Origin of the sequence: Pseudoalteromonas sp. S1727, from assembly GCF_005886375.1 — a bacterium.
In the GTDB taxonomy this organism is placed as follows: Bacteria; Pseudomonadota; Gammaproteobacteria; order Enterobacterales; family Alteromonadaceae; genus Pseudoalteromonas; species Pseudoalteromonas haloplanktis.
Map to the genome: position 1 here is coordinate 1 of NZ_PNDT01000209.1, position 1079 is coordinate 1079.

At 41.9% G+C, this 1079-nt stretch carries 1 protein-coding gene; it reads right to left on the reverse strand.

All coding sequences use genetic code 11. From position 1 onward, the window contains the following. On the reverse strand, positions 1-1079 hold a 1079-nt coding region (locus tag CWB85_RS21660; RefSeq protein ID WP_349304077.1), incomplete at both ends, for an alpha/beta hydrolase family protein.

Consider the following 1079-nt stretch of genomic DNA (forward strand, 5'->3'; position numbering starts at 1 on the left):
ATGCTCAAAGTTACGGCCAAAACCACCAGAGCCCCTAAAATTAACTTTTAGTACAGCCATACCGCGATTTGCAAGCAACTGTGCATCGGGGTCAAATCCCCACCAATCGCGAGGGCCGTGTGGACCACCGTGTGGCATAACTACTAAAGGTAAGTTTTGCTCTGAAGTGTTATTCGGCACTGTTAAATAACCATAAATGGTTAAACCATCTCGACTAGTAAAACTCACTGGCTTGGTCTGGGCCATTTGCTCTGCATCAAGCCAACTACGAGATGCAAACAAAAATCGTAAGTTATTATTTTTGGCGTCAAATAAATAATATTGCCCAGGGTTTCGATCATTCGAAGCATAGATAACATTCGTATCGCCATCTTCAGTGCTACTAACGAGCTGCACTTGCTCGCCTGGTAAAGCGGAGATTAAAGCTTTTAAACGCATGCTTTTATCAGATTGTCCATCGACAAAAGCATAAGTCGGATAACCTAGTTCGGTTTCAATCGCAAATAACTCTTTTGATGCTTCATCAACCCATATTTGCTTTGGTGATACTTCCTCTTCCTTATGAATTAAATCAATTACTTTAGTTTTTAGATTCAATTTATATAAGCCTTGTGCTTCACCACTTACTGAAGCTGTGACATAAACAGCGTCACCACTACTATCAAAAGCATGTAATGTCACATCACTGTAACTCAAATCACCTAAGTTAAGTGGTTGCCAATTGCCACCTGACTTTTCGCGGGTATGGATTGTTGGTTTAATGTAATCATCACTGGCGACTGCGACTCTGACATTCCCTTCATGATCAGTCAAAAAGTTGGCCATTCGTGACGGTGAACGCGTCACTTTACGACGCTTGCCTGTAAAAACATCAACCTTATAGACAACCGTGTGTGGTTCACTACTTGATGTCCACGGATAAGTCACTATAAGCATTTTATCATCATCGTGGAGCAAAGGATCTAGCAAATAAGAAGTGCCATAAAGCGGTGTTGCTTTTTTGAGACGAGAACCGGTTTGCATTTCTCCCTGATAGCCAACTAAGTACTTAGCTTTCGAGCCATCGGCATTCACGCCAT